At 68.7% G+C, this 25,132-nt stretch carries 21 protein-coding genes and 1 pseudogene; 5 read left to right on the top strand and 17 right to left on the bottom strand.

Annotated elements, in window-relative coordinates:
- Window positions 1-85 precede the first annotated feature (85 nt).
- A pseudogene (locus AO398_RS29520) lies at window positions 86-241 on the bottom strand (type II toxin-antitoxin system death-on-curing family toxin); the annotation flags it as partial.
- Window position 242: 1 nt separating this feature from the next.
- On the bottom strand, window positions 243-2,114 hold the full coding sequence (locus AO398_RS22490) for a M3 family oligoendopeptidase (protein ID WP_058194402.1): 1,872 nt from the start codon (window positions 2,112-2,114) through the stop codon (window positions 243-245).
- Window positions 2,115-2,360: 246 nt separating this feature from the next.
- On the opposite strand from AO398_RS22490, the gene AO398_RS22485 reads away from it, so the two are divergent.
- The 3 genes from AO398_RS22485 to AO398_RS22475 all read left to right on the top strand — a co-directional run bounded on the left by AO398_RS22485 (window position 2,361) and on the right by AO398_RS22475 (window position 7,791).
- Window positions 2,361-3,845 carry a sigma-54 dependent transcriptional regulator gene (locus AO398_RS22485; RefSeq protein WP_058194401.1) on the top strand — a complete coding sequence of 495 codons (1,485 nt, stop codon included), beginning with the start codon at window positions 2,361-2,363 and terminating at the stop codon, window positions 3,843-3,845.
- 244 nt (window positions 3,846-4,089) lie between these two features.
- Window positions 4,090-6,102 (top strand): L,D-transpeptidase family protein, encoded by a 2,013-nt coding sequence (locus AO398_RS22480; protein WP_058194400.1) that lies wholly within the window; start codon window positions 4,090-4,092, stop codon window positions 6,100-6,102.
- Between the two features lie 195 nt (window positions 6,103-6,297).
- Window positions 6,298-7,791 carry a DUF882 domain-containing protein gene (locus AO398_RS22475; protein WP_058194399.1) on the top strand — a complete coding sequence of 498 codons (1,494 nt, stop codon included), beginning with the start codon at window positions 6,298-6,300 and terminating at the stop codon, window positions 7,789-7,791.
- 29 nt (window positions 7,792-7,820) lie between these two features.
- Here the strand turns inward: AO398_RS22475 and AO398_RS22470 are convergent, their stop codons facing one another.
- From AO398_RS22470 to AO398_RS22405, 15 genes are all read right to left on the bottom strand, one after another.
- Complete coding sequence (locus AO398_RS22470) at window positions 7,821-8,072, bottom strand: hypothetical protein (protein ID WP_058194398.1); 252 nt, start codon at window positions 8,070-8,072, stop codon at window positions 7,821-7,823.
- Window positions 8,073-8,271: 199 nt separating this feature from the next.
- Complete coding sequence (gene ppdK / locus AO398_RS22465; RefSeq protein ID WP_058194397.1) at window positions 8,272-10,962, bottom strand: pyruvate, phosphate dikinase; 2,691 nt, start codon at window positions 10,960-10,962, stop codon at window positions 8,272-8,274.
- A 156-nt stretch (window positions 10,963-11,118) separates the two neighbouring features.
- The gene (locus AO398_RS27755; protein WP_082643410.1) at window positions 11,119-11,271 is read right to left on the bottom strand and encodes a DUF3096 domain-containing protein; all 153 of its coding nucleotides are present in this window, start codon (window positions 11,269-11,271) and stop codon (window positions 11,119-11,121) included.
- 118 nt (window positions 11,272-11,389) lie between these two features.
- Window positions 11,390-12,502, bottom strand: a complete 1,113-nt coding sequence (pufC, locus tag AO398_RS22460) for a photosynthetic reaction center cytochrome PufC (protein ID WP_058194396.1) — start codon at window positions 12,500-12,502, stop codon at window positions 11,390-11,392.
- Between the two features lie 10 nt (window positions 12,503-12,512).
- Window positions 12,513-13,493, bottom strand: coding sequence for a photosynthetic reaction center subunit M (gene pufM / locus AO398_RS22455; RefSeq protein ID WP_058194395.1), 981 nt, complete (start codon window positions 13,491-13,493; stop codon window positions 12,513-12,515).
- A 96-nt stretch (window positions 13,494-13,589) separates the two neighbouring features.
- Window positions 13,590-14,414, bottom strand: a complete 825-nt coding sequence (gene pufL / locus AO398_RS22450; RefSeq protein ID WP_058194394.1) for a photosynthetic reaction center subunit L — start codon at window positions 14,412-14,414, stop codon at window positions 13,590-13,592.
- Between the two features lie 86 nt (window positions 14,415-14,500).
- Window positions 14,501-14,689: a light-harvesting antenna LH1, alpha subunit gene (gene pufA, locus AO398_RS22445; RefSeq protein WP_058194393.1), complete on the bottom strand. Its 189-nt coding sequence runs from the start codon at window positions 14,687-14,689 to the stop codon at window positions 14,501-14,503.
- Window positions 14,690-14,699: 10 nt separating this feature from the next.
- Window positions 14,700-14,936 (bottom strand): light-harvesting antenna LH1, beta subunit, encoded by a 237-nt coding sequence (gene pufB / locus AO398_RS22440; RefSeq protein ID WP_058194392.1) that lies wholly within the window; start codon window positions 14,934-14,936, stop codon window positions 14,700-14,702.
- A 124-nt stretch (window positions 14,937-15,060) separates the two neighbouring features.
- Window positions 15,061-15,282, bottom strand: coding sequence for a hypothetical protein (locus AO398_RS22435; protein ID WP_201025810.1), 222 nt, complete (start codon window positions 15,280-15,282; stop codon window positions 15,061-15,063).
- Between the two features lie 35 nt (window positions 15,283-15,317).
- Window positions 15,318-16,784: a chlorophyllide a reductase subunit Z gene (bchZ, locus tag AO398_RS22430; protein WP_058194390.1), complete on the bottom strand. Its 1,467-nt coding sequence runs from the start codon at window positions 16,782-16,784 to the stop codon at window positions 15,318-15,320.
- Complete coding sequence (gene bchY / locus AO398_RS22425) at window positions 16,784-18,328, bottom strand: chlorophyllide a reductase subunit Y (protein ID WP_058194389.1); 1,545 nt, start codon at window positions 18,326-18,328, stop codon at window positions 16,784-16,786. Before bchY ends, bchZ begins: the two co-directional genes overlap by 1 nt.
- Before the next feature lie 3 nt (window positions 18,329-18,331).
- Complete coding sequence (locus AO398_RS22420) at window positions 18,332-19,336, bottom strand: chlorophyllide a reductase iron protein subunit X (protein WP_058194388.1); 1,005 nt, start codon at window positions 19,334-19,336, stop codon at window positions 18,332-18,334.
- Window positions 19,333-20,271 (bottom strand): chlorophyll synthesis pathway protein BchC, encoded by a 939-nt coding sequence (gene bchC / locus AO398_RS22415; RefSeq protein ID WP_058194387.1) that lies wholly within the window; start codon window positions 20,269-20,271, stop codon window positions 19,333-19,335. Before bchC ends, AO398_RS22420 begins: the two co-directional genes overlap by 4 nt.
- A 58-nt stretch (window positions 20,272-20,329) precedes the next feature.
- A complete protein-coding gene (locus tag AO398_RS22410) occupies window positions 20,330-21,490 on the bottom strand; it encodes a methyltransferase (RefSeq protein WP_082643406.1) in 1,161 nt (386 codons plus the stop codon).
- Between the two features lie 32 nt (window positions 21,491-21,522).
- Window positions 21,523-22,392 carry a polyprenyl synthetase family protein gene (locus AO398_RS22405; protein ID WP_058194386.1) on the bottom strand — a complete coding sequence of 290 codons (870 nt, stop codon included), beginning with the start codon at window positions 22,390-22,392 and terminating at the stop codon, window positions 21,523-21,525.
- Between the two features lie 110 nt (window positions 22,393-22,502).
- On the opposite strand from AO398_RS22405, the gene crtD reads away from it, so the two are divergent.
- Window positions 22,503-24,038, top strand: a complete 1,536-nt coding sequence (gene crtD, locus AO398_RS22400) for a 1-hydroxycarotenoid 3,4-desaturase CrtD (protein WP_058194512.1) — start codon at window positions 22,503-22,505, stop codon at window positions 24,036-24,038.
- Window positions 24,035-24,895 carry a carotenoid 1,2-hydratase gene (locus AO398_RS22395; RefSeq protein ID WP_058194385.1) on the top strand — a complete coding sequence of 287 codons (861 nt, stop codon included), beginning with the start codon at window positions 24,035-24,037 and terminating at the stop codon, window positions 24,893-24,895. The genes crtD and AO398_RS22395 overlap by 4 nt, the downstream gene beginning before the upstream one ends.
- Window positions 24,896-25,132: the final 237 nt, after the last annotated feature.

Genomic DNA, 25,132 nt, shown 5'->3' with positions numbered 1-25,132 from the left:
GGTCCAGGATCTTCCTCGGTGCTGGGCCGGACATAAGCGTTTCGGTACCCCGCACCAGCCCGCCGGGTCGCTGCGCCGCGGCGGCTCAGCCAGCCGGCCAATTGTCCCGGATCCAGCGGGTGAGGCCGGACTCGTCGATCTCGCCCGCGGCGAGGCCACGTATCATCACCACCGCTTCGGCTTCGTCGGCGACGAAATCAATATCGTTGAGCCCCAGGAACGTGATCCGGCTCCGAAGCAGGTTAGGCCGGGCCCTCCATCCCCTCCAGCTCGATGATCATCCCCTCGATCATCCCGAGGCCGATCTGCCAAAAGCCCGGATCCTTCGCGTCGAGCCCGAACGGCGCGAGCAACTCACCATAGGGCTTCGAGCCACCGGCCGAGAGCAGCGCGAAGTAGCGCTCCACGAAGCCCGCTTCCGCCTGAGCGTAGACCCCATACAGAGAGTTCACCAGGCAGTCGCCGAATGCGTAGGCGTAGACGTAAAACGGCGAATGGATGAAGTGTGGGATGTAGGCCCAGAACGGCTCGTAGCCAGCATCAAGCGTGATCGCCGGCCCCAGGGATTCAGCCTGAACCGAGAGCCAGAGGGCGTTGATCTGGTCGCTGGTCAGCTCGCCCTTCGCTCGGGCCAGGTGGACCTTCCGCTCGAACGAGTAGAACGCGATCTGGCGCACCACGGTGTTGATCATGTCCTCGACCTTGGCGGCGAGCATCGCCCGACGCTGGGTCGTATCCGTGGTGGCGGCCAGCAGTTTGCGGAAGGTCAGCATCTCACCGAACACGCTGGCGGTCTCAGCCAGCGTCAGGGGCGTCGATGCCATGAGGGCCCCGTTCGGACCGGCGAGCACTTGGTGGACCCCGTGGCCCAGCTCGTGGGCGAGGGTCATCACATCCCGCGGCTTACCTTGGTAGTTCACCAGCACGTAGGGGTGGACCGAGGGCACAGTTGGATGTGCGAAGGCACCCGGCGCCTTGCCGGGTCGCGTCGGTGCATCGATCCAACGCTCGTCGAAGAAGCGCTTCGCGATCCCGGCCATCTTGGGCGAGAAGGCGTCGTACGCTGACAGAACGGTGTCGCGTGCTTCCGTCCAGGGGATCGTGCGCTGCTCGACCTTCGGCAGTGGCGCGTTGCGGTCCCAATAGGGCAGCGCATCCTGCCCGAACCACTTGGCCTTCAGCCTGTAGTAGCGGTGCGAGAGCCGCGGATAGGCCTCTTGCACAGCGTCCACCAACGCCGCCACGACTTCCGGCTCGACGCGGTTGGCGAGGTGGCGTGCGTCTGCGACGTCCTTGAAGCCACGCCAGCGGTCGGAGATCTCCTTGTCCTTGGCCAGAGTATTGGTGATCAGCGTGAACACCCGGAGATTGGTCCGTAGAACCTCGCTAATCGCCCCGGCCGCCTCCTTGCGGACCGCCCCGTCCGTATCCTGAAGTTTATTGAGGGTCGGCTCCAGCGGCATCTGCTCGCCCTGGACGGTGAAACGGAGGCCAGCAATCGTCTCGTTGAAAAGCCGGTCCCAGGCGGCGTTCGCGGTGACCGACTTCTCCAGGAACAGCTTCTCGGTGCGATCGTCGAGTTGGTGCGGCTTCTCCCGGCGCAGGTCCTCGATCCACGGGGCGTAATGGGTGAGCGGCCCCTTGGACATCGCCGCATCCATCACCGCATCCTCGACCCGGTTCAGCTCGAGTGCAAAGAACAGAAGATCGGCCGAAGCATCGGTCAGGCGCTCCCGGGTATCGCCGTAGAACTTGGCCCGTGCCTCGTCGGTGGTGTCCCCGGAATAGATCAGACCGGCGAACGACATCAACTTGCCGAGCAACTCCTCGATGCCCTCATAGCCCCGGACCGCTTCGGCGAGGCGCTCGGAGGCGTCGGCGGCTGCAGCCAACGTGGCGATGTGGCCGGCATAAGTCTTCGAAAAGCGGCGGCACTCCTCCTCGGCCCGGGTCATGTCAGCCGAAAATTCCGGCGCGTCCATGCCGGAATACAGGTCGGATAGGTCCCATTCCGGCAGATGACCGAGGTCGACGGCCTTGGCGGCGGCGCGAGCGGCGCTCACGCCCTCCGGCAAACGGACGTTCACCGGCGTCGCGGTGGGGCTCGGCATCATGTCTCGCAATCCTCGTAGGGGGTCGAAGGCCAGTACCTTGATATCGAGCGCGCAGCCACGCGTTCAACGTGGGTGGCCGCGGCATCGCGTTCGGCACAACGCGCCCACGCGGCAAACGTCGTTAAGGGCGACTTTACGTCTGTCCGGCACCCTCCGGTTCGAAACGAAACACTCGCCGACTCAGACGGTGCGACGCGGGCCGGTCCCGCGCCGTGATTGGTCTGACGCGCCGCGCAGGGAGCCGCCATGTCCACCACCGTTCTCATCGTGGACGACGATCCCGTCCAGCGGCGCCTGGCCGAGGCAGCGGTGCGTCGGTTCGGTTTCCACGCACGGGTTGTCGAGACGGGCGCCGATGCGCTGACCGTATTGAAAACTGAGGGCGCGGACGTGGTGCTCCTCGATCTGGTGATGCCGGGGCTGGACGGCCTCGGCGTGCTCGCCGAGATGCGCAGCGGCGGGCTTGATACGCCCGTGATCGTCCAGACCTCTAACGGCTCGATTGATGCGGTCGTCAACGCGATGCGGGCGGGCGCCGTCGACTTCGTGGTCAAGCCGGCGGGTGCCGAGCGTCTGCAGGTCTCGATCAAGAACGCCCTGCGGGTCGATGTGCTCGAGGAGGAGGTGCGCCGCATGCGCCGCCGCGCCTCCGGGGTGCTGACCTTCAAGGACCTCACATCCAAGAGCCCCGACATGGAGCGGGTGATCCGCCTCGCCGAGCGAGCGGCCAAATCCAACATCCCGGTACTGATCGAGGGTGAATCCGGTGTCGGCAAGGAAGTGCTGGCCCGGGCGATCCAGGGCTCGGGCGACAGGCGTGGCAAGCCGTTCGTCACCGTCAATTGCGGGGCGATCCCGGAGAACTTGGTCGAATCGACCCTGTTCGGCCACGAGAAGGGGGCGTTCACCGGTGCCACCGAGAAGCATGCCGGTAAGTTCGTCGAGGCCTCTGGCGGCACCCTGTTCCTCGACGAGATCGGCGAATTGCCCCTCGACGCCCAGGTGAAGCTGCTGCGCGCGCTCCAGGAAGGCGAGGTCGATCCCGTGGGCGGCAAACGCTCGGTACGGGTCGATATCCGCCTCGTCTCGGCCACGAACCGCTCGCTCCTCGACCTCGTGAAGCAGGGTAAGTTCCGCGAGGATCTCTATTACCGGCTCAACGTCTTTCCGATGACGCTGCCGCCCCTGCGTGCCCGCCGGGAGGATATCCCGGATCTGGTGCGCTCGTTCTGCGCCCGGTTCTCTGCCGAGGAGGGCAAACGGGTGCGGGCGATCGCTCCTGAGGCGATGGCATTGCTCACCCGCTATCCCTGGCCGGGCAACGTTCGCCAGCTCGAGAATGCGCTGTTCCGTGCGGTGGTGCTTGCCGATTGCGACGAACTGACGGTCGCCGAGTTCCCGCAGATCGCCGCCCAGGTCGAGGGCTTCGATGTCCGGATCCCGGCCGCCCCCACCCAGCCGCAGATGCCGGCCTACGCGCCGGAGCCCGTCCGCGAGATCGTCCGGGTCGAGGTTCGTGATCCGCACGCCATGTCGCTGGTCACGGAGGAGACCGGCGAGATGAAGACCATGGAGGTGCTGGAGACGGAGATCATTCGCTTCGCCCTGCAATTCTACAGGCAGCGCATGTCGGAAGTGTCGCGCCGCCTCGGGATCGGCCGATCCACGCTTTATCGCAAGCTGAAGGACCTCGGTCTGGAGGGCGACGACAAAGCCGAGGATGCGGCTTGAAGGCAGCGCTGGTGTGCTGGCGCACCGTGCCGTTCCAGACGGCACAATCTTCGGGACAACTTCGCAGTCCGGCGAACACGCAGGCGCCGGCCCATCAAGGACCTATCGTACGGTGATCTTCTAAGATCTCGTTTGATCAGAACTGAACTTTGTCGGACGAAGACTGCAGTTGCTCAACGCCACGCTTGAGCGGATAATCACAATCAGAGCGTGCGGCCCTGCCGCCGTGTCTTGGGAGATTACGATGCGCGTCCCGCGCTCCAGCCTCGTCGCGCTGGCCGCCCTGATGACCGGAACGCTGGCTTCGGCTGGCGCGCTCAGCGCCGAGATGGCGGCGCTCGATCCGGCGCCGCTCGGCGCACCTATGAATCCGGCTGACCCCGCACCACCCCCCCAAACGGTTCCAGCCGGATCCGACCCGGTCTCGACAGCCTTGCCGGATTACAAGCCCGAGGCGCCTTCGGCCGAGCCCGCTCCGGCTCCGGTCGTCACCACCCCGGTCGTTCCCACCGATCCGCTCGGCGCTGCAATTGTGTCCCGGCTAGCCGACACCGCGCCGCTGCTCCCGCGGCTCACGAGCAAAGAGCGCGACGGCATCCGCGCCTTCTACGAGGCTCATGCCTACAAGCCGCTGTGGATCGCGGACGGTGCCTGGACCGAGGGTGCAAATTCGGTCTCAGCGCGCTTGGCCGCAGCCGGAGAGGACGGGCTCGACGCCCGCGCCTACACGATCCCGAACCTGGCCGAGAAACCCGACGATAAGGCGGTGGCCGATGCCGACCTGCGTTTCTCCGCGGCGGCCCTGCGCTATGCCCGGGACGCTCGGGGCGGTCGCATCAACCTTGCGTCAATCTCCCGGCTGATCACGCCGCAGCTCGATCTGCCGAATGCCGACGCGGTGCTGTCCAAGCTCACCGATGCTGGATCCAAGGCTGGCGATGCGCTCCAGAGCTACAACCCATCCACGGCTGGCTACCAGGCCCTCAAGGCGCGTCTTGGGAGCTCGCGCGGGCCTGCGCCTGCGGCCGTGAAGCCCCTGCGCTTGCCACCGGGGCCTGCCTTGCGGGTCGGCATGCGCGATGCCCGTGTGCCGCTGCTACGCGCACATTTCGGCCTCGAAACGCGTCCGGCCGGCACCCTCGATCGTGGCCCGGGCGAACCGGAGGAATACGATGCGACGGTGGCGGACGCGGTCGCGAAATTCCAGCGCGGCCGTGGGTTGCCCGGAAACGGCGTGCTCAACATCCAGACCGTCCTGGCCCTGGCGGATGCAGGCCGCCCAGCGCGCGCGAGTGGCAGCGAAGCCGAGCTGATCGTCAACATGGAGCGCTGGCGCTGGCTGCCGGGGGATCTCGGCTCGGACTACATCCTGGTCAACATCCCGGAATACCGCCTGCGCGCCTATCGCGGCGGGAGCTTGCGCGACGAGGCCCGGGTCATCGTCGGCAAGCCGGAATCGCGCACGCCCTTGTTCTCGGGGCTGATGGAATACGCGGTGGTCAACCCATCCTGGTACGTGCCGCCCTCGATCCTGAAGACCATGGCGCCGAAGCTCGCGGGCTACGGCGGCAAGACCTGGGGTGGCTACGAGGTGGTGCGCCATGGTGGGCACGTCTCGTTGCGCCAGCCCCCGGGCGAGCGCAACGCGCTGGGCTTCATCAAGTTCATGTTCCCCAACCAGCATGCGGTCTACCTGCACGATACGCCGAACCGGTCACTATTCTCGGCAGCCAAGCGCGATTTCAGCCATGGCTGCGTCCGCGTCGACGACCCGTTCCGTCTCGCAGACGCGGTGCTGCCGGACTGGTCCGAGGCGCGGCTCAAGAAGCTGATCGGCAAGGGCGAGCGCACGCTCCGGTTGCCGGCCAAGCTGCCGGTGCACCTCGCCTATTTCACCGCCTACGTGGACGATGGTGGTACGTTCCGCACGCTGCCCGATCTCTATGGCTACGATGCACCGATGCGCGCGGCGCTCGGCTTGCCCGGCGGCGGCGGACCGGCGATCGCCAAGCTCCCGGAGGAGAAAGCCCGCCGTAAGCCCGAGGCCGCGCCGGTGGCTCATGCGCATGCGGCGCCCCGCCGCGAGGCTGTGCGCCCCCGCCGCTACTCGGACGTGCAACCGAGCGACCGGTACGACGAGTACGACTCGCCGCGTCGGTCCGTTCGCCGGGCAGCGCGCGCCGACGGCGCACCGGAATACGGCGAGCCGGGCCTGTGGACACCGGCTCCGGCGCCGGCATCGCGGGGCTGGTGGTAGGCTCGCCACCACACTGCGCCGTCAACTCATAGGTGCGCGGCCGCACAGCCGGGCACGATTTCGCCACGGTCCAGCCTTAGCCGTTTCCTTCGCATACTCGGCGAAGGGAAGCGATTTCGGCCGTCACAGGCCGACCGCCTCGACCAGACATCCGCCGAGCACCCTTCGCGGGTTCGGGAGAGGATCAGGACCGCCGTGCCGAGCCTTCGCAGAACCGCCCGACACCTCGTCCTCGCCCTCTGTGGCACGGCGCTCGGCCTGATCGCCGGCGCAGCCGAGACCGAGAATGCGGTGGCCAACGGCGATACGCGCTCGCTCACGATCTTCCACACGCACACCAAGGAAAGCGCGACCATCACGTTCAAGCGCGACGGCCGCTACGATCGTGCGGCCCTCGAACAGATGAATTGGCTGCTGCGCGACTGGCGGGTGAACGAGCCGATCAAGATGGATCCGCGCCTGTTCGACACGGTCTGGGAGGCGTACCGGCAGGTCGGCGCGACGCAGCCGATCCATGTGGTCTCGGCCTATCGCTCGCCGGGCACCAACGCGATGCTGCGCCGGCGCTCCCGGATGGTCGCCGAGTTCAGCCAGCACATGCTCGGCAAGGCGATGGACTTCTACCTGCCCGAGGTCTCGATCGACCGGATCCGCGAGGTTGGGCTCCAGATGCAGCGCGGCGGCGTGGGCTGGTATCCGCATGCCGGGACGCCCTTCATCCACCTCGACGTCGGCTCGGTGCGGATGTGGCCGCGCATGACCCACGATCAGCTCGCGCGGCTGTTCCCGGACGGGAAGACCGTCCACCTCGCGAGCGACAACCGCCCCTTCCCCCGCTACGAGGAAGCCAAGGCCGAGATCCTGGCCCGCGGCGGCACCGTGGCCGGCCTCACCACCCAGATGGCGAGCGGCGAGGAGGAGGATGGGCCGGGCCTGTTCGGATTCCTGGCGAGCCTGTTCGGCGGCGGCGCCTCCGCGCCCGAGCCGGCGGCGGCTCCGCCGCCCGCGCCCGTCGCGAAACGGGGCCGGCAGGCGCCGGTGGTGGCCGTGGCCAGCGCCGATCCACAGGATCCGATCGGCACCCGGGTCGCCCTGGCCTACGCGGCTCCGGCGACCGACGAGACGCTCCGCAACACCTTGGGCCGCCCGGATCAAGCGGCCGAGGGCAGGCCGGTCGACGCCAGAGCCCTCCTCACCGTGGACAAGCCGGCTCCGGTCGCCGACGAGGCCGTCTCGGCGGTGATCGCGCCCCTGCCGCCGCGCCGGCCCTCAGGCTTCTCCGCCGTCGCCGCGGCCGCCATCAGCATGCCGCTGCCGCCGCCGCGTCCCGTGCAATTCGCCGCGCTCGGTGGCGGCATGGCCAACCTTGCGGCTCCGAATGCGACACGGGCTCTGGCGAGGGACTCGGCTGTCGAGCCGACTCCACGGCGGCCTCTGGTTGCTGCGGATGCCGACGCGAAGGCGCAATTGCGCTCGCTGTTCGAGGCGGCGTCGGCCGGTCCGGTCGCAACGCCGGCAAGCCGCAGCGTACCGGTCCGCGTTGCGACCACCCGCCTTCGCGATACGGCGCCGGACGCCGTGGTGGCGGCGAAACCCGGCCCGGTCTCGACCCGTTTCAGCGCGAAGAGCCCAGGCGACGAACTCACCGCCGCCCGGTTCACCGGCTCGGCGACGCGCAGCACGCGCTGACCGTCCGATCGTATACGTTCAGGCTGTGCTTACCGCAGCGGCTTGGAAAGATTGATCGCCAGAGCGGAGACGAGGGTCGCGGCGTAACCGTCGTCCTGCGTGTCGGCAATGCGCTCAGCCTCGCCACCGCTGTTGGAAGCGACCGACATTATCAGCATCACGGCGGTTATGATGGCGCCAAGGCCCGATACCAAGGCCAGATAGGCCCTGACCGCAGCCCGCGGCACAGGGGCCGCTGCACCATTGGCGAGGTCCAGCGGAGAAAGGCTGCGATCAATCATGGCGAGGAGTCTGGCGCCTGACGCTGGATCCGAGGCGGACTGATTACCAGCACGCGCAACCCGTCGGTTCAATCACTAAACGTGCCACCGTAGCTCGCGTTCAACGGGGACGAGCATTTATCAACGGCGATTCGGTTGGTTTGGTTGATGGCCCGTATCGGGGGGGCGGTGTACGCCCCCCCGATACGGTCGACTGGTGTCAGCCTTCCTTGCCCAACACCTTGCCCAGCGCCGCCTGGGCCGCGGCGACGGCGGCGATCGGCACCCGGTAGGGTGAGCAGGAGACGTAATCGAGCCCGACCTCCTGGCAGAAGCCGATCGAGGCCGGATCGCCGCCATGCTCGCCGCAGATGCCGAGCTTGATGTTCGGGCGGGTGGCCCGGCCGCGCTCGACGCCGATGCGGACCAGCTCGCCCACGCCCTCCTGGTCGATGGTGATGAACGGGTCGGCCGGCAGGATGCCCTTCTGGGTGTAGGGGCCCAGGAAGGTCGCCGCGTCGTCGCGGGAGATGCCAAGCGCCGTCTGCGTCAGGTCGTTGGTGCCGAACGAGAAGAACTCGGCGGTCTGGGCGATCTCGCCGGCCTTGAGCGCAGCGCGCGGCAGCTCGATCATGGTGCCGACCTGATAGTCCAGGGTGGCGCCCTTCTCCTCGGACACAGCCTTGGCCATGGCGTCGATCCGGGCCTTCACGATGTCGAACTCGGTACGGGTGAAGACCAGCGGTACCATCACCTCGGGGGTGACCGGGCTGCCGGTATCGGCGGCAGCCTGGACGGCGGCCTCGAAGATCGCCCGGGCCTGCATCTCGGCGATCTCCGGGAACGCGATCGCCAGGCGGCAGCCGCGGAAGCCGAGCATCGGGTTGTGCTCGGAGAGCTCGCGCATCCGGTGGCGGATCTTGTCCTCGGATACCCCGGTCGCCTTCACGACCTCGGCGACCTCGGCATCCGTGTGCGGCAGGAACTCGTGCAGCGGCGGATCGAGCAGGCGGATCGTGACCGGCAGGCCGGACATGATCGTGAACAGCTCGACGAAGTCCTGGCGCTGGTAGGGCAGGATCTTCGCGAGCGCGGCCCGGCGGCCCTCGGCATCGTCGGCCAGGATCATCTCGCGGACCGCGATGATGCGGTCGCCCTCGAAGAACATGTGCTCGGTGCGGCACAGGCCGATGCCCTCGGCGCCGAAATTCCGCGCCGTGCGGGCGTCGGTCGGCGTGTCGGCATTGGCCCGCACCTTCATGCCGCGGAACTGGTCGGCCCATTCCATCAGGGTCGCGAAGTCGCCCGACAGCTCGGGCTCCAGCATCTTGACCTCACCCTGGATCACCTGGCCCGTCGAGCCGTCGATGGTGATCCGGTCGCCGGCCTTCAGGGTGGCGTCGCCGACCTTCATGGTCTGGGCCTTGTAGTCGATCCGGATCGAGCCGACGCCGGAGACGCAGGGCTTGCCCATGCCGCGGGCGACCACGGCCGCGTGACTGGTCATGCCGCCGCGGGTGGTCAGGATGCCCTCGGCGGCGTGCATGCCGTGGATGTCCTCGGGCGAGGTCTCGATGCGGACCAGGATGCACTTGCGCTCGACCTTGCGCAGAGCCTCCGCGTCCTCGGAGTTGAAGACGATCTCGCCGGTGGCGGCGCCGGGGGAAGCCGGGAGGCCGGAGGCGATGACCTTCCGGTCCGCCTTCGGGTCGATGGTCGGGTGCAGCAGCTGATCGAGGGCCGAGGGCTCGACCCGGCCGATCGCCTCCTCGCGGGAGATCAGCCCCTCGCCGGCCAGATCCACGGCGATGCGCAGGGCCGCCTTGGCGGTGCGCTTGCCGTTGCGGGTCTGGAGCATCCAGAGCTTACCCTTCTCGATGGTGAACTCCATGTCCTGCATGTCGCGGTAATGCGCTTCCAGGATCCCGTAGATCCGGGTCAGCTCCGCGTAGCTCTCGGGCATGGCCTTCTCCATCGAAGGCTTGTCGCTCTCGGCCTCGATCCGGGCCTTTTCCGTGATGTTCTGTGGCGTGCGGATACCCGCCACCACGTCCTCGCCCTGGGCGTTGATCAGGAACTCGCCGTAGAGCGCCTTCTCGCCGGTGGAGGGGTTGCGGGTGAAGGCGACGCCGGTGGCCGAGGTATCGCCCATGTTGCCGAACACCATGGCCTGAACGTTGACGGCCGTGCCCCAGCTTTCCGGGATGCTGTTCAGCTCGCGGTACTTCTTCGCCCGCGGGATCATCCAGGAATTGAACACGGCGCTGATCGCGCCCCAGAGCTGGTCCTCGGCCACCTGCGGGAAGTCGGAGCCATGCTCGTCGCGGACGATTTTCTTGTAGGTCTGGATCAGGGTCTTCCAATCCTCGGCGCCGAGCTCCGTGTCGAGTTCGTAGCCCTTGCCCTCCTTGTAGTGCTCCAGCGCCTCCTCGAAGGCGTGGTGCTCAACATTCAGCACCACGTTCGAATACATGGTGATGAAGCGGCGGTAGGAATCGTAGGCGAAGCGCTCGTCATCGGCCTCCCTGGCCAGCGCCAGGACGGTCTGGTCGTTGAGGCCGAGGTTCAGCACGGTGTCCATCATGCCCGGCATCGAGGCGCGGGCGCCCGAGCGGACCGAGACCAGGAGCGGGTTCGCTGCATCGCCGAACTTGCGGCCCGTCAGCGTGCCGATCTGGTTCAGCGCGGCCGCGACCTGATCCTTCAGCTCGGGCGGATAGGCCTTCCCGTTATCGTAATAGGAGGTGCAGACCTCGGTGGTGATGGTGAAGCCGGGCGGGACCGGAAGGCCGAGATTGCACATCTCGGCGAGGTTGGCGCCCTTGCCCCCGAGCAGGTCGCGCATCTGCGACTTGCCCTCCGCTTTGCCGTCGCCGAAGGCATAGACCCACTTCGCGCTGCCGGTCGCCATGTCGATCCCGTCCGTGTCTGATACCCGGCGCAGGCCGAGCTGATGGGCGCGGGTTGGACCATCCCGCACCGCAACGCAAGATGAACGCATTGCGGGCTTGTGCGCATCAGGCTGACGCCCGGCGCGGTCTGTCAGGACTTAACCTTGCTGAGGGTCTCAGGAGAGGCCGCGCAGCAGCCCGAGACCAATCACGCCGACCACAATCAGGTAGATCGCCACGATGTAGTTGAGCAGCCGCGGGACGATCAGGATCAGGATCCCGGCCAGGATCGCAATCAGCGGCTGAAGGTTCGAGATCGTAACAGTCACGGGCGCCTCCAAATGGCCGAGCTCGGCCGTTCACGGTCGACGCCCGTAGCACGTGACGGTTCCCCGGCGCTGACCCACGACGAAGCGCCGGATGTGTCCGGCGCTTCGTGCGCTCGCATCAGGGTTTGGACGGTTTGAGCGCCGGAATGTTCGTCCCCGGGATCGGATCCTTCGCCTCGCCGGTCGGCAGACTGGCTTCGATGGTCGGGTGCGACAGTTCCGGGTAGGGGCCGATCACGTTGGCGCCGTTGAGCGGCTTATTGGCGCCGTTGTGGCAGGTGGCGCAGTTGATCTTCGGCACGTCGCCCATCGGCCCGAGCCGGTTGCGCGGGAAGGTGGAGGTGAGCGGCTCCATGTAGTCCTGGTTCAGGTCGCGCACCATGCGGATGCCGTACCAGGCATGGACCCGATTGGGCGTGCTGGTGTCCCACTGCGCCACGGACCGGGTGTTGTGGCAGAAGGTGCAGTTCACCCCGAGCGATTGCGACATGCTGATCATGATCGCAAACGTCTTCTCGGCGTCCTGGATCGGCTTGCCCTTCGTCTCGGGCAGAGCCGTCGTCCCGTTGACCCGCACCGCGTCCTCGGACGTCTCCTTGTGCTGGTAGAAGGCCTGATAGACGTCGTAGGGCAGCGAGGTGTTGCCGACCTCCGCGGAGGCGAGGTTCTGGCTGTTGTTGCGCGGCCTGAACTTACCCTCGCCCTGGACGGGACGGTCGAACCAGATGTTGGCCGGCACCGGATTGCCCCGGTGGCAGGTGTAGCAGGTGACGCCCGCCTCGTGGACGTGCTTCTCCTTCCAGGACGAATTGATCGTCTGGGTCATCTGCAGCATCCGCCGGGCGACCCGCTTCTGGTACAGCTCGTCGGAGGCCATGTTCTCGGTGCTGTGGCAGTAGGTGCAACCCTGCTGAGGCGCCACCCATTCGGTGATCGAAACCATCAGCCGGTTGAACTGCTCGGCCGAGAGGTCGCCCAACACCTGGACGTTCTCGTAGACGGCCGACGCCTTCTCGCCGCCCGCATCGGCCGGGTCGGCGGGGGGCGGGGCGACATTGGCGGCCGAGAGCGCTTCGTTCCCGGCCCGGGTCCGGATCAGGTCCATGCCGGTGCCGCGGAAGCCGATCTGCTTGGCCGCCATGGGGGGATGGGTCCAGCCCGCGCCCCCGAACATCGCGATGGTGAGGAACAGGGCCAGCGCCCCGCCGACCACCGCCAGAATCGTCTTCATGACGGCCTCCTCACGGCTTCATGCCGGGTGCGAGATGGGCGGGGTCGACGATCGGGCCGTAGACCTGCGGATAGGAGGGGGCGACGCCGTGCTTGACGGCCCAGAGGTACCAGTTGTCGACCACGGTGCCGGTGAGCAGGATGCCGATGCCGCCGGTCAGCGTGGTCAGCACCGCGAACCACCAGGCCCAGCGGTGGATCGATTCCATCGTGGCGTTGAAGCCCATGGTCCAGCGCCAGAACAGCGCGGCGCGCTCGGTGGCGGTGCCGCGATCGACGATCTGGTCGATCTCGCGGTCGGCGCCGTAGCGTGAGCAGGCCAGGATGGTGCCCCCGTGCATCGCGAAGAGCAGGGTCGATCCGTAGAGGAACGTGATCGAGAGCATGTGGAACGGGTTGTAGAACAGGTTGCCGTAGCGGAGCGAGAACGCCGCGGTCCAATCCAAGTGGGGGAAGATGCCGAACGGCACCGCCTCCGACCACGAGCCCATCATCACCGGCCGGATGAAGCCGAGGACCAGGTAGAGCCAGATCGCCGAGGCGAAGGCCCACGGCACATGGGTACCCATGCCGAGCGCCCGCGCCCGGCGATAGAGATGGACCCACCACAGCAGGATCGCCGCCGTGAGGAAGAAGCCGGCGATCAGCCACCAGCCGCCTTCGTTCAGCGGCGGCAGGATCTTCAGCCCGTATTTCGGCAAGGGCGGTTCCAGGGCGAGCCAGGGCAATTGCCGGGCGAACTGAACCGGATCCCAGTTCACCGAGGCCCACATGTTGAGGCCGATGATCTCGAAGGCGATCAGCCCGCAGACCATCGACAGAGCGGCGACGTAGCCGATGTAGATCGGGCCGACCTGGCTGTTGCCCAGCAGGCCGAACAGGTAGCTGTTGAACGGCTTGCCGACGCGCTCGTTCGAGCTCACCGGAACGCCGTTCTCCGGCTCCAGCGGACGCACCTGAACCTGGGTGAAGATGTTCTGGTAATAGGCCATCGCCCGCCCTCCCCCCGGTCGGCCGCACGCGTCGTGCGGCTCCGGCTTGGATCCTTGGTATCGGTTCGCCCGAGTCTCGGCGGGCGATGCGTTGTTTCAGCGCCACACCGGCAGGTTGAGCCACCAGCCCCACCATTGCGGCCAGCCCTGCGTCCAGAACGGCCCGCTGATCACGATGCAGACGGCGCTCCAGAAGCCCGCCGACAGGGCCAGGAACAGGCCGAGCCGGTGGACGCCGAGCGTGCCGATCGAGTAGCCGATCGTGTCGCGGAAGAACGTGTCCTCATGCTCGGGGGTCTTCACGGTCTCCCCCTTCTTCGGGTTGGTCGCCGAGAGGATCAGGCCGCCGTGCATGGCCAGCGCCAGAGTGGTCGTGAAGAAGAACGTCACGGCCAGCATGTGCGCCGGATTGTAGTGGAAGTGGAGATACTGGTAGCCGGTGTTCGACACCCAATCGAGGTGGCTGAGGATGCCGTACGGGAAGCCGTAGCCCCAGGCGCCCATCAGGAACGGCCGGATTACCTCCAGGGTGAAGTAGGCGAAGATCGCCATGCCGAAGGCGGCCGGCACGTGATAGCCGATGCCGAGCTTCCGGCAGATCTCGACCTCGCGCATCATCCAGGACAGGAACGAGCCCAGCGCGCACATCGTGATGATCTGCCAGAGGCCGCCTTCCTTGAGCGGGGCGAGCTTCAGCCCGTAGCTGATGTCGGGCGGCGCGATATTGATCTGCCAGACGTTCCAGGTCGGTCCGATCGCCGCGCCGTAGATCACCAGGGCGGTGCCGAGCACGGTGAAGAACAGCCCGGTCACGCCGAAGAATCCGACGTAGAACGGCCCGACCCAGAAGTCGAACAGGTCGCCGCCCAGCAGCGTGCCGCCGCGGATCCTGTACTTTCGCTCGAAGCTCAGCATCGCCATGGCGGACACTCCTCAGCCCGGCCGAAATCAGTCTTGGTATCTTGGGGACCGCGGCCCTCGTGCGCCGCGGTCCCGGCCGGCCTGGATCAGGCGGGCATGCTGGGCAGGACGAGCGTGATGTTGCTCGCCGCCTTGTTCGCCTTCGGACCTTCCAGCCAGTTGAACCGGTCGGTCGAGAGCAGGATGAAATGGATCAGCAGCGCCAGGATGAAGAGGAAGGTGAACAGAGCCACCAGCGTGCGCCGCGGATCGAACAGTAACCAGACCTTGTGCATCCGATCCTCCTCAGCCGATCATCGTGACGAGGGCGCGGGCCGCATCGGTGACGCCCTCGAGGGAGGCGTAGCCCTGCGGTCCGGGGAGCCACGGGCGCCACAGCCAGACGAGGATGTGGGCGACCACGGCAATCGCCGTGAAGATGAGGAAGCTCGTTAGGAAGATCGCGTGGAACTCCTTGGCTTCCGGTTCCGTCAGCCCGGACAGGCTGCTCGGTCTTTCTGTTGCAACGGGTCCACCGGCCATCGTTCAGACCTCCGTATGTTGGCCGCGCTCCAGACGAAGCGCGACGGGTTCCGCCGTGGCGCCCTTGGCGGTCACGGCTTGACTTCCCCCGCGTCACCGGACGGAAGCGTCTCGAACAGGGCGTTCAGCCCATGAAGGCAAAGGGGATCGTCTGGACCGCCATGGCCCGGGCCTCGCCGAAGACCGAGCGGGGCGCCGGGGCGAGGCCGGAGCGGGACGCATCCCGGGCGGGCTTGAAGCGGGCGAACGCGGCGGCGGCCAGGAAGCACGGGTAGGTCGCGGCCAGGATCAGCCGGAACTGCAGCGCTTCCTGGTGCAGGCGCGCGGTCGGGACCATCGTACGCATCGTCAGGTCTCCTCTCGGGGGAACGGAAAGGTGGTTCATGCGGGGATTCCCCCGGCAAGATCGGCACGGGCACGCGCCACATGGGCGGGGGCCACGGCTGCGGATTCTGATGTCCGGGCGGCGCGCTCGGCGGCGTCGCGCAGGCGCTTGGCGGCGGAGATGCGCGCCAGCACCGGTTGCGCCTCGACCAGATCGTCCAGCGCCGCGCGCGCAGCCTCGTCCCAGGGCAGCTCGCGATGGCGACGCGCCGGGGTGGCCTCGACCTTATCCATGTCGCGGGCGAGCGGCAGGATGTGGAAGAGCGTGTCGAACAGCGCGTTGCAGACTTCCTGAACCAGGTAGGTCGCGCCGGCGAAACCCATGAACGGCGTGCCGGTATGCCGCCGGATGATCGCCCCGGGGAAGGAGGCGGGGATGTAGGTCGCCCGGGCTCCGCCCTCGGCCAGGTACATCCGCTCGTTGAACGAGCCGAACAGGACCAGCGGCGGCTTCTCGATCACGGCCTTGCGCACGGCCTCGTTGTCCGGCTTCGATCCGGCCGACCGGCTGAACGCGAAGTTGCAGGGGAGGCCCATCTCGTCCTCGAGGAAGTGCCGGACGCCGCGGGCGTAGGTCTCGGTGGCGACGATCCCGAAGCTGGCGGTCCCGAAGAAATCCTGCGTGACCGAGCGCCAGAGGTCCCAGACCGGCTTGATCGTGGTGTGGCGCTCGCGCTCGATGAACGGCTCCGGGTCGAGGCCGAGAATCGCACCCAGCGAGCGCAGGAACTTGGTTGTCGAGAGGATGCCGATCGGCGCCTGCAGGTAGGGCCGCTCCAGATCCTCGCAGAGCAGGCGGCCGAACTCGCGGTAGAGGCAGATGTTGGCGTCGGCGTTGACGAGCTTGGGCACGTCCGCGAGGTGCGAACCCAGCGGGAAGGTCAGGTTCACCTCGGCGCCGATTCCCTCCATCAGCCGCCGGATCTCGGCGAGGTCGGAGGGCATGTTGAAGGTGCCGTAGGCCGGCCCGATGATGTTCACCCGGGGCTTCTCGCCGGGCTTCTTCTCGGGCCGGGCCGGTATGCCCTTCTTGGCGAACTTCTTGGCCCCGTATTCCTGCCAGAGCCAGCGCATGGCGCGATCGGCAGCCTGCCACTGGTCCTCGTCGATGGTGCGCGGCAGGAAACGCTGGAGGCCGGTGCCCTCGGGGGTCACGCCGCCGCCGATCATCTCGGCGATCGAGCCGGTGACCACCACGCTGGGTTGGCCCGGATCGAGGGTGGCATGGGCGCGCTTCATCGCGCCCTCGGTGCCATGGCGGCCGAGTTCCTCTTCGGCGAGGCCCGTGACGACGATCGGCAATTCGTGCGGCGGCAGCGCGTCGGTGTAGTGCAGCACCGAGGTGACCGGCAGGTTCTCGCAGCCGACCGGGCCGTCGATGACGACCTGCAGGCCCTTGATCGCCGTGAAGACGTAGACGGCGCCCCAGTAGCCCCCGGCCCTGTCGTGATCGAGGATCAGCATCACGCCATCTCCCCGATCGGCTTCTTCGGGCCTTCGATCTTCGGGCCTTGGCGCTTCTGCGGGGTTTCCTGCCAGACGCCAGCCGCGTGACCGGTGCCGACGCCCTCGAAGAAGTCGCGCATGGCGTCGAAGCGGGGCTTGTTGGCGAGCGCCGCGTTGATCACCCGCGCCAGGGAGCCGGCGCCGGCCGCACCCATGAGCGGGCGGGCCGAGATCAGATTGGTGAAGTACAGGGCGGGCATGCCGCGCTCCTTGGCCCGCTGCACCACCGGAGTCGTGCCGATCGCCAGATCCGGCTTCAGCGCGTCGAGGGCGAAGAGGTCGTCCTCCAGCGAGGCGCGATAGCGGACTTCGGTACCGCGCGCCTCGAGCCAGTCGCGGTCGGCCTCGGACCAGGGCGTGCGCGGGCAGGCGGTACCGACATACGGGACCTCGGCGCCGCTCTCGATGAGCAGCCGCGCCACCAGCAGTTCCGAGCCCTCGTAGCCGGACAGCGTGATCCGACCCTTGATCGGCATGGCGGCGAGGGCGCCGCGGATGCCCGGGAGGATCGTGTTCTTGGCGGCCTCGACGGTGGCCCGGGCGACGCCGCAGGCCTCGCCGATCCGGTCGAGCCAATCCGCGGTTCCATCGACGCCCACGGGGGCGGATCCGATCACGGGACGGCCCGCGGTCTCGAACTCGCGGATCGAGGCGGTGTAGAAGGGGTGGATCGCGGCCACTGCGGCGCAATCCAGGGCAGCGTAGAGCTCGCGCCATTCGCGGGTCGGCACGACTGGTCCGGCCGCGAGGCCCAACGGCTCCAGCAGCGCGCCGATCACCACCGGGTCGGCCGGGAAGACCTCGCCGAGCAGTGCCACGCTCGGGCGCTCCGAGCGGCCGCCGCGCGGGGTCGCGACCGGTCCCTGTTCGGCCTCGGTGCGGGCGACCTTGAGCATGGCCCCAGCCAGCACGTCCTTGGCCTCGGCGTGGGTCGGGACTCCGAAGCCCGGCACGTCGATGCCGATCACCCGGACGCCGTCGATCTCTTTCGGCAGGAGGCGGAGCGGGACGCCCGAGGCGGTCGGCACGCAGAGGTTGATGACGACGACTGCGTCGTAGTCCTCGGGCTTGGCCGTCGCGTGGACCGCGTCGCGGATGTCCTCGAACAGCTTGCCGGTGACCAGGGTCTCCGAATTGAACGGCACGTATCCGACGCTGCGCCGGGCGCCGTAGAAATGCGACGTGAAGGTCAGGCCGTAGACGCAGCAGGCCGAGCCCGAAAGGATCGTGGCGGTCCGGCGCATGCGCAGGCCGAGCCGGAGCGAGCCGAAGGCCGGGCACATGCTCTGCGGCTGGTCGTGCGGCCCCTGCGGGTAATCGCTGCGGAGCTGCGCCAGGGTTTCCGACATCCCGGCCGCTTCCGCGGCTTCCCGCATCGCATCCTTGCCGGAATGGCAGCCCAGCCCGTCGCCTTTCGTGGCGTCGAGGTTGATCGCCTCGGCCGGCGGGGCGGCGGGGCGGGGACGAGCCCGCAGGTCGGAGATGTCGAGGGAGACGGCCATGCCTCAAACCTCGTCGTAGACGACTTCGAGGGACGGCTTGGTCACGTGGGCGACGCCGCACATGTCCTCGTGGGTCGCAGGAACCAGGACCACGTCGCGGCCCGTGACATCGCTGGAGAACAGGCCGAGGAGCCCGTCCTGCGTGAGCGGCGTCGGCCGGTGCGGCGCCGCCGTCGCGACGTTGGCGGCCAGGTCCGAGAACAGGCTGCCCCAACGGCTCTCCGGCCGACCGATGATCTCGTAGTTCGCGCTCTTGCGGCGGATGTCGTCGTCAGCCGGGATCGAGGCCAGGACCGGGATACCGGCGGCGTCGGCGAAGGCCTGGGCCTCGCCGGTGCCGTCGTCCTTGTTGATCACCAGGCCGCCGACGCCGACATTGCCGCCGAGCTTGCGGAAATACTCGACGGCCGAGCAGACGTTGTTGGCGACGTAGAGCGATTGCAGGTCGTTCGAGCCGACGACGATGACCTTCTGGCACATGTCCCGGGCGATCGGCAGGCCGAAGCCGCCGCAGACCACGTCGCCCAGGAAGTCGAGCAGGACGAAGTCGAAGCCCCACTCATGAAAGCCGAGCTTCTCCAGCAGCTCGAAGCCGTGGATGATGCCCCGGCCGCCGCAGCCGCGCCCAACTTCGGGGCCGCCGAGCTCCATGGCGTAGACGCCGTCGCGCTTGAAGCAGACATCGCCGATCGCCACCGCCTCGCCGGCGAGCTTCTTCTTGGTCGAGGTCTCGATGATGGTCGGGCAGGCCTTGCCGCCGAACAGCAGCGAGGTGGTGTCGCTCTTCGGGTCGCAGCCGATCAGCAGGACCTTCTTGCCCTGCTGGGCCATCATGTAGCTGAGATTGGCCAGCGTGAACGACTTGCCGATGCCGCCCTTGCCGTAGATCGCGATGATCTGCGTCTCTTTCTTCACCGGGGCGGTCGCGACCGCATCCGGCTCGATCGCCGCTTCGGCGCGGAGCTTGGTGGCCTGGTCGAGGGCAGCCTTGTTCAGCTGAACGTTCACGCGGCGTCCCTCCAGTCGAGAATCATCTTCAGGCAGGCGGGATCGGCGAAGGCAGTCCGATAGGCGTCCTGGGCCTGTGCCGCCGGGACGCGGTGGGTGATCAGCCCGTCGAGGGAGAACCGGCCGCTCTCGATCAGCGCCGTGACGGCGGCGAGATCGTCAGGGCGAAACTCGGCCGAGATCCGGATGCGGGCTTCCCGCATGAAGGCCGGCGGAAACGCGAAGGACAGGGGCGCCTCATAGAAGCCGGCCAGGACGATTTCGCCGCCGGGGGCGAGCCGGGCGATCAAGCCGTCGAGGCCAGAGGCGTCGCCGCTGACGTCGGTGATCACCGCATAATCGCGCCGATGATCGTCCTCCGGCGCCAGAACCGCGTAGCCGGGCGTGCCGTCGCGCCGGGCCGGGTCCATCTCCCAGACGGTCGGCTCGGCGCCGGCAGCGAGCGTGAGGCGGGCCAGCAAGCGCCCGAGCACGCCGTGCCCGACGATGAGCGGCGTCGTCCCAGGACGGAGGCTGCCCAGCGCCCTGTAGGCCGTGGCCGCGAGCGCGATCAGGCAGGCGCGTTCACCCAGGGCCGGGTCGACAGGCACGAGGCGGGCGGCGGGGGCGATGAGGTGGGAGGCTGCGCCGCCGAACAGGCCGCGCACAGCACCGAAGCAGCGTGCACCCGGAACGAAGACGGTCTGGCCGACCCGGATCGGCGCATCCTCGGCGGCTTCGACCACCGTGCCGACCGACTCGTAGCCGGGGACGAGCGGGTAGCCCATTCCGGGGAACGGGGGCATGCGGCCGGACCAGAGGAGGCGCTCGGTGCCGGTGCTGATGCCGCTCCAGGACACGGCAACGACCGCGTCGGCCGCTCCGGCAGGTGTCAGGGCCAGGCGACTGAGCGCCAAATGCTCCGGACGTTCGAGGATGACGGCGAGCGCGTCCATGACTGGAATTTTCCGCCCGATGTTTTTGCGACTCTCGCCGGTGCGGGATCGCGATGTGTCATCCTAGATAGACACAATGCTGCGTCAAGTCATTCTTACACCAGCGAACGTCTTTCTGCGCGACGATCAGGCGTGTCAGGAGGGGGCGGCGGGTCTTTTGCTCGTAAGCGGTCGCGAAACCAACCGTCCGCAGCATGGCCCGAAGTTCTTCGGACCGGCGCGGCCGGCCCGAGCCCATGGCGAGGAGGTAGAAGCCGAAATATGCGTCCCCCACCGGCTCCGCGCCCGGCGTGCCGGCCATCGGCTCTGCCAGGATCAGCGTCCCACCGGGGGGAAGCGCCGCGTGCGCGGCTGCGAGAAGCGCCTGGGCCGGGCCATCGTCGTGATCGTGGACGATCCGGATCAGCGTGATCGTATCGGCGCTGGCCGGCAGGCCGTCATGGAAGCTGCCGCCCCGGCAGGCGATCCGTTCGGACAGCCCCGCCTGCGCGAGCCGTTCGGCGGCGCGGCCGGCGACGGCCGGCAGGTCGAACAGCGTCAGGGGTAAGGTCTTGTGTCGAGCTGCTACCGCTTGCAGGAAGGCGCCCTCGCCGCCGCCGACATCCATCAGGTGCCGGCTCCCGGACAGGTCAACGGCATCGAGCACGTCGTCGGCGATCAGCGCCTGCGAGGCGCCCATCAGGCCACCGTAAGGCGCGACCGCCGCCGCATCGGCGCTCACGCCGCCCGCATAAGGCCAATAGCCTGCGAGCCGCGTCGGCCCCGCCTGCCCGCGCAGCAGCGCGACCGGATCGGCGAGGTCGGCGTAGAGCAGGGCGTGGTGCTCGACCATCGCGGCGATGCCGGGGTTGCCGGTGAGCGCGGCCCCGAGATCCGCCAGACCGAACCGATCCTCGGGGAGCGCCTGGACGAGATTTAGGGAGGCGGCAGCGCGCAGCAGGCAGCGGGCGTTCTCGACCGGCAGATCGAGCCGGCGTGCCAGCGCGTCGAGGGTCAGCGGCCCCTCGCTGAGGATCCGGAACAGGTCGAGGCGGACGCAGGCCGTCAGCACCTGCGCGTAGACGAAGCCGGCGCAGAGATCGAACAACGCGCGGGTGTTCTTCCGGGCGATGCCCTGGGTCAGCGGGAAGCCCGCCGCCCAGCGCTGGAAGCGTGGGCTGGCCACCAGGCGGTTGCGCCAGCCGAGCCAGCGGTCGCGCAGCGAAGCCGGCGCGGCCAAGGCCGCACCGGGGCCGGGAACCGAGCCGGCGGTCAGGCCGCCACCGCGCGCAGGCTCGCGGGCAGGAACAGCCGCGCCTGCGCCTCGATCTCGGCGGTGAGTTGGGCCACGCCCGGGCAGGCCGGGATCGCCGCCACCGCCTCGCGGGTGAGGCGGGCCAGGCGCTCCAGGGCGCCGTCGGTGCCGAGCAATGCCGCAGCGTTGGGGCGTCCGAGGGTGGCGTCCCGGCCGGCGGGCTTGCCGATCTCCTCCTGGCGGCAGGCGACGTCGCGCAGGTCGTCGGCGACCTGATAGGCCTCGCCGAGGCATTCGCCCAGGCGCCGCCAGGGCTCCGGGTCGGACCCGGCCGCTGCTGCGCCCAGCACGGTCGCGGCGGCGAACAGGGCGCCGGTCTTGGCCTGCTGGTAGTCGCTCAGGCTGATATGGGCTTCGGATTCCCAGGCCTGGCCGGCGGCGAGGCCGATGGGCGAGCCGGCGGCGCGGCCGAGCAGACCGACCAGGCGGCCGAGCCGGACCGGATAGGGGCCGGCGGCCCGGGCTAGCGTCTCGAAGGCGAGCACGATGAGGGCATCGCCGGCGAGCACCGCGATCGGCTCCCCGTAGGCGACGTGGATCGTCGGCTTCTGGCGGCGCAGGGGCGCGTCGTCGAAGCAGGGCAGGTCGTCATGGACCAGGGACGCGCAGTGCAGCAACTCGATCGCAGCCGCGGCGGCCTCCGACGAGGCGGGATCGTCGTCGCCGCAGGCCAGGGCCACCGAGAGGCACAGGCGGGGCCGGATGCGGTGTCCACCGGGGAAGACAGCGTAACGCAGCGCCTCGGCCAGCAGAGGGGGCGCCCCCGGCGCCTCGGCATAGGCCACGGCGCGGTCCAGCGCCTGTTCGATCCGCCGGCCCGACTCCATGGCGCGCCTCCCGTGTTAGCATCGGTTGTCAGCGACAAGTGTCATTTCTTATTGACACTTGTCGGGCCGCAGATCAATCCCGATCGGAGCGGTTGGAGGCGGGGTTCAGCGTGGCGCAGGAACGCGTCGTCGTGATCGGAGCCGGGATCGGCGGCTTGGCTGCCGCCTTACGGTTGGCCCATGCCGGGCTCGCGGTAACGGTGGTTGAGCGTGCCGCGCGGCCGGGCGGCAAGATGGCGAGCGTCCGGGTCGGCGATGCCTGCGTCGAAACCGGTCCGACCGTGTTCACGATGCGCTGGATCTTCGAAGAATTGTTCGCCGAATCCGGCGCTTCCTTCGCAGACCATGCGCAGCTTACCCCCGCCAGCCTCCTCGCCCGTCACGCCTGGACGAAGGATGCACGGTTGGACCTGTCCGCCGATCTTGACACCTCGGCGGCGGCGATCGAGGCCTTCGCCGGCCCCCGGGAAGCCGAGGGCTACCGCCGGTTCTGCGCCCGGTCGGCCGAGGTCTACCGCACCCTGGAGGGGCCGTTCATCCGTGAGGGCCGGACGAGCCCCACCGGCCTGGCGCAGCGGGTCGGGATCTCGGGACTGGGCGATTTGTGGCGGATCCAGCCTTTCGCCACCTTGTGGTCGGCGCTCGGCACGTTCTTCCGCGATCCCCGGTTGCTGCAGCTGTTCGGGCGCTACGCCACCTATTGCGGCGCCTCGCCGTTCACCGCGCCGGCGACGCTGATGCTGGTGGCCCATGTCGAGCAGGCGGGGGTCTGGACCGTGGCGGGCGGCATGAGCGCGCTCGCCAAGGCGGTGGCGGACCTGGCGGCGGCGCGCGGCGCCACGTTCCGCTACGGCGCCCATGTGGAGCGGGTCGAAACCGCGGGCGGCCGGGTTTCCGGCGTGGTCCTGGCGGACGGCACGACGATCCCGGCCGATCGGGTCGTCTGCAACGCGGACGCCTCGGCTTTGGGCGCCGGGCTGTTCGGCAGGGAGGCGGCGCCGATGGGCGAGCGCCTGGCGCCGGCCGAGCGCTCGCTCTCCGCCATGACCCTGAGCGCCGTCGCGGTACCCAATGGATTTCCGCTGGCCCACCACACCGTCTTCTTCTCGGGCGATTACCGGGCCGAGTTCGACGCGATCCTGCGGCGGCGGCGCCTGCCCGAGGACCCTACGGTCTACGTCTGCGCTCAGGACCGGACCGAGGCGCACGCCGTGCCCACCGGGCCAGAGCGCCTGCTTCTGCTCGTTAACGCCCCGGCCGACGGCCGGGACCGCCCGCCGATGCCCTCGGAGATCGAGACATGCGCGACGCATTTGAGCCGCCGCCTGGAAGCCTGCGGGCTGACTCTGGCGATGACCTCGCCCCCGGTGGTGACCGATCCGGCGGGGTTCGAGAGCCGGTTTCCCGGGAGCGCGGGGGCGCTCTACGGCCGGGCGCCGCAGGGCTGGGCCTCGACCTTCAAGCGGGCGGGCGCCCGGACGGCCCTGCCGGGCCTGTACCTGGCGGGCGGCTCGATCCATCCCGGCCCGGGCGTGCCGATGGCGGCGCAATCGGGCCGTCTGGCGGCGGCGGCGATCCTGCAGGACCTCGATTCGACGGCCCGGTCGCGCAGAACGGCTACGCGTGGTGGTACGTCGATGCGGTGAGCGACGACGGACGCCAGGGGCTGACGATCATCGCCTTCATCGGCAGCGTGTTCTCGCCGTATTATGGCTGGAGCGCCGACAGGAACCCGTTCGCCCACTGCGCCATGAACGTGGTGCTGTACGGCGACCGCAGCCGGTTCGCCATGACCGAGCGCGGTGCCGCCAGCCTGTCCCGGAGCCGGCATTCCATCGCCATTGGCCCCAGTGCGATGGACTGGGACGGCACGGCGCTGACGGTCCGGATCGACGAGCGCGGCGCCCCCCTGCCCCGGCGGATCCGCGGCACGGTCCGGCTCACCCCGCGGGGCTTCACCCCCGGCCCGTTCCAGCTGGACCCGAATGGCCGCCACCGCTGGTGGCCGATGTCCCCGTCCTCGCGGGTCGAGGTCGATCTGGACCAGCCCGGCCTGGGCTGGAGCGGCAGCGGCTATTTCGACACCAACGACGGCGACGAGCCCCTGGCCGCCGCCTTCACCCGCTGGACCTGGTGCCGGGCCGACCTGCCCGACGGCGCCGCGATCCTGTACGACGTGCGCCACCGCGACGGCGGCGGGCAGAACCTGTCGCTGCGCTTCGGCCACGACGGCAGCCGCCGCGACATCCGCCCGCCGCTGGCCGCGCCGCTGCCGGCCACATCGTTCTGGCGCATGCCCCGCGAGACCCGCAGCGACGACGGCCGCTCCCGGGTGCTCACCACCTTCGAGGACACGCCGTTCTATTCGCGCTCCCTGCTCGCCTCGACGCTGGCCGGCGAGCCGGTGCGGGCGGTGCACGAGAGCCTGTCGCTCGACCGCTTCCGCAACCCGCTGGTGCAGCTGATGCTGCCATTCCGCATGCCGCGGCCGTATGAGCGGTAACTTTTGGGGATGGACTGGCGTGTGGTGGTTCGCGCGGCGTCCGGGCCGGCGCTCGGATCACGTGAAGGCTATCGGCCTCGACCGTCCCATCGTCGCGCTGATCCTGACGCTCTGCAGTGCAATAAGGCGTTCGCGGAACGCTATCGGGTTCTTCGATCCTCCTTTGCGCCGAGCGCTTCGCCCCCGCTCCCGCAAGGACGTGCAAATACCCGCATCGGGGTCGGCAGGATACCGAGA

The organism is Methylobacterium sp. GXS13 (assembly GCF_001455965.1).
In the GTDB taxonomy this organism is placed as follows: domain Bacteria; phylum Pseudomonadota; class Alphaproteobacteria; order Rhizobiales; family Beijerinckiaceae; genus Methylobacterium.
Note: the sequence above shows the minus strand (reverse complement) of the source record. Positions and strands in the feature narration are given on the sequence as shown.

Coding starts and splice junctions, on each gene's coding strand:
- AO398_RS22470 (WP_058194398.1), bottom strand. CDS start 8,072: ATGATTGATCGCAGCCTTTCTCCGCTGGACCTCGCCAATGGTGCAGCG.
- pufB (WP_058194392.1), bottom strand. CDS start 14,936: ATGGCCGGTGGACCCGTTGCAACAGAAAGACCGAGCAGCCTGTCCGGG.
- AO398_RS22490 (WP_058194402.1), bottom strand. CDS start 2,114: ATGATGCCGAGCCCCACCGCGACGCCGGTGAACGTCCGTTTGCCGGAG.
- AO398_RS22485 (WP_058194401.1), top strand. CDS start 2,361: ATGTCCACCACCGTTCTCATCGTGGACGACGATCCCGTCCAGCGGCGC.
- pufM (WP_058194395.1), bottom strand. CDS start 13,493: ATGGCCTATTACCAGAACATCTTCACCCAGGTTCAGGTGCGTCCGCTG.
- pufC (WP_058194396.1), bottom strand. CDS start 12,502: ATGAAGACGATTCTGGCGGTGGTCGGCGGGGCGCTGGCCCTGTTCCTC.
- bchC (WP_058194387.1), bottom strand. CDS start 20,271: ATGGACGCGCTCGCCGTCATCCTCGAACGTCCGGAGCATTTGGCGCTC.
- bchY (WP_058194389.1), bottom strand. CDS start 18,328: ATGGCCGTCTCCCTCGACATCTCCGACCTGCGGGCTCGTCCCCGCCCC.
- bchZ (WP_058194390.1), bottom strand. CDS start 16,784: ATGCTGATCCTCGATCACGACAGGGCCGGGGGCTACTGGGGCGCCGTC.
- AO398_RS22435 (WP_201025810.1), bottom strand. CDS start 15,282: ATGCGTACGATGGTCCCGACCGCGCGCCTGCACCAGGAAGCGCTGCAG.
- pufA (WP_058194393.1), bottom strand. CDS start 14,689: ATGCACAAGGTCTGGTTACTGTTCGATCCGCGGCGCACGCTGGTGGCT.
- AO398_RS22405 (WP_058194386.1), bottom strand. CDS start 22,392: ATGGAGTCGGGCCGGCGGATCGAACAGGCGCTGGACCGCGCCGTGGCC.
- ppdK (WP_058194397.1), bottom strand. CDS start 10,962: ATGGCGACCGGCAGCGCGAAGTGGGTCTATGCCTTCGGCGACGGCAAA.
- AO398_RS22480 (WP_058194400.1), top strand. CDS start 4,090: ATGCGCGTCCCGCGCTCCAGCCTCGTCGCGCTGGCCGCCCTGATGACC.
- pufL (WP_058194394.1), bottom strand. CDS start 14,414: ATGGCGATGCTGAGCTTCGAGCGAAAGTACAGGATCCGCGGCGGCACG.